This window comes from Endozoicomonas sp. SESOKO1 (genome assembly GCF_024606265.1).
GTDB lineage: Bacteria > Pseudomonadota > Gammaproteobacteria > Pseudomonadales > Endozoicomonadaceae > Endozoicomonas.
Genome location: NZ_JAHHPP010000398.1, coordinates 1 through 2,408, shown reverse-complemented (window position 1 = coordinate 2,408; position 2,408 = coordinate 1). Strand labels below are relative to the sequence as shown.

Annotated in this window: 2 protein-coding genes and 1 pseudogene; 2 read left to right on the top strand and 1 reads right to left on the bottom strand. The window is 51.1% G+C overall.

From position 1 onward, the window contains the following. Positions 1–227 (top strand): annotated as a pseudogene (locus KDK13_RS18110) (oxidoreductase); the annotation flags it as partial. A gap of 150 nt (positions 228–377) precedes the next feature. On the opposite strand, the gene KDK13_RS18105 reads toward KDK13_RS18110, so the two are convergent. Further along, positions 378–1,034: a chorismate mutase gene (locus tag KDK13_RS18105; protein ID WP_257286398.1), complete on the bottom strand. Its 657-nt coding sequence runs from the start codon at positions 1,032–1,034 to the stop codon at positions 378–380. Between the two features lie 622 nt (positions 1,035–1,656). On the opposite strand from KDK13_RS18105, the gene KDK13_RS18100 reads away from it, so the two are divergent. After that, positions 1,657–2,408: hypothetical protein (locus KDK13_RS18100; protein WP_257286397.1), on the top strand; the 752-nt coding region annotated here is incomplete at its 3' end.

Sequence of the window (2,408 nt, the reverse complement as noted above, 5' to 3'; positions counted from 1 at the left end):
ACGACAGTGTAAGGGTAGTAACCATCGCTCCGGGAGCGGTAGAAACCGAGCTTCTGAGTCATACCACGTCCAGTGACATCGTAGATGGCTATGAACAGTGGAAAGACGGCATGGGCGGTGTTATTACGGCAGAGGATATTGCCCGTTGTATTACCTTCGTATACCAGCAGCCGCAGAATGTCTGTATCCGTGAACTGGTTGTGACGGCTACCCGGCAAACGGCATAGAGTATTTTCAGAACCCCGCCATTAATCCCACTGAATCAGTGTTCGGATTATGTGGCCATGGCGGGGAAAAATGCGGTAATAGCCTGGGCAGTTCGACCCTGGGTGCTTGTGCAGGAGAGAGAGCCGGAGCAACTCCGTGTTTTGCTGGAATCAGGAAGCATGCCCGGGATAGAGCGACCAGAATACAATCTCCTGCAGATGTTTATTTTGCAGTGGTAGCCCTTTCATCTCATAGCTCAGTGTCGTCTGTATCGCGGTACGGAATGCTACCAGTTCAAGATCATCCTGAATCTCTTTCAGTGTATCTAACATCTTTGGTGTAATGGCAATCAAACTGTTCCGCAGCTCCTGTTTACGCAGAGCCGCCTGTTCTGCATCCAGGGGGGACGGTGTCTGCTCCTGCTCTTGTAAAAGCCTGGCGATATCCATCTGGCTCTGGATAAAGCGCTGGACCAGCTCTCTGTCCAGATTAATACTGTCGGCGTAGTTCAGGGCCTTGCCCATCACCAGCTGTTCACGGCTCCGGTCAAACACTGGCTGCTCCAACCTCAACTTCAGCTGTGCCATCTCGGGCATCATATTCAGACGCTTATTGATTATGTGAAACAGGTTGCTGATTTTGTGACGGGCGTTGTCGGAAAGGTCAGTGCCCTGTGCCCTGCGAAGCATCAGGGGGGAGCCTTCAGGCGTAATACCGTTGGCTGTCTGGCGCTGGGGCAGGTCGTCCCTTGTCCTTAGGTGTTCAGTCTGAGTCAGCAGGGGCGATGTTGTCGTTGGTTGATAGTTATCAGCTGATGGGCCGTCCATAGTGTTACCTGTCGTAGTTATCGTTCATAAAGTTGTAACCGAAAGCCATTTCGTGCAGTTTGAAACCATCGTTCTTTCTATGCTGCCCTGCATTGTAATAATGAAATGCCCAAAGACTGATTGGGTATTGTGCTGGTCACCAAAGGTAAAACCTGCGCCCATAGGATATTCAAACTGTAGTCGCAATCGATATCGACGGAATCGCCATCTCCGGCCTGCAAAGTATAGCCCGATAGACAGGAGAACCCTGCACCGATCTCAATAAATGTAGTCCAAGAACCAAACCAAGGCTCATGGCGCGGCTCAGACGAAAACATTGCGTAGTCATTGCGCGGTCAAATAGATCTTTGATTGGGAGTTACCATAACGCCTGCCATTAATGCACTGAAAAAAGCCAAAGCCACCCATCAGGTCCACCAATATCACCATGACCCCAACAGCCAGTCCTATGGTGAGGAGGCGGTTGCCAAAATGGGGCAGGACCCACAGCGGGTATTCAAAATGGTCCTTGTGTCCTTCGTGGTCCCAGTGCTTGTGCTATTTTCGCGATAACTCCCCGGATAGAACTTAATTACCGATTGATGGTCTGAATTACCATATTACTTCGAAAGGAATTGCAAAAATGCACGCTATCCCTGGATCATCATCCAGTTTGTCCCTTGCGCAAACTGCTGCCTTAAAAAAAGACGTAGCTTCCCAAACCGAATGTAATCACCAGGTGCCAACGACCACTGGCAGGGCTGTCAACCGGACACCCCCCATCCAATCTGTCTGCCCGGATATTGGCACGGGAAATATTGTCACTTCTACAGACGAATCCCTGTCTGAATACGGAGTAGATTTTGTCAAAGGAACCTTGCAGGCTGGCCTGCAGGGCGGCAATAAGCTGATTCGCAGCGTTGCCGGTCTCACCTCCCAGCCTGTTCCGTTCATTAATCAGGGCCTGTTGGTTTTGACGACAATGCCTGCTTTGGTGGGCGCATACCCGGCATATGGCTTCGGATCAAACGAGGCAGGCACACCGTTGACTTCATCTTCAGTCCATCCAACGACAAACCTGAACACGACTTCTGATCCTGACTCTAATTCTAATGCCGGTAGTGTAGCCTTAGGTATTATGTTCGGTTCATATGCTGTTGCTGCTGTTATGGGGTGTGCTTATTTGTACTGCAGAGGGGTCTATAGCAGCTGTAAGCAACTCAAGCGTGACAACCCCGAGGCATTAAACCGCCATGCCCTTCAAGCAGCGCTCAAAGACCCATGGTACGGCCACGGAGCCGAGTATCGCCAACCGAGTGATAGAACTCGACTGCCAATCCCTGCCCAAAGGCCCCCTGCGCCGACAGCGCCAACCACTTGCGAGCAGGGAACACA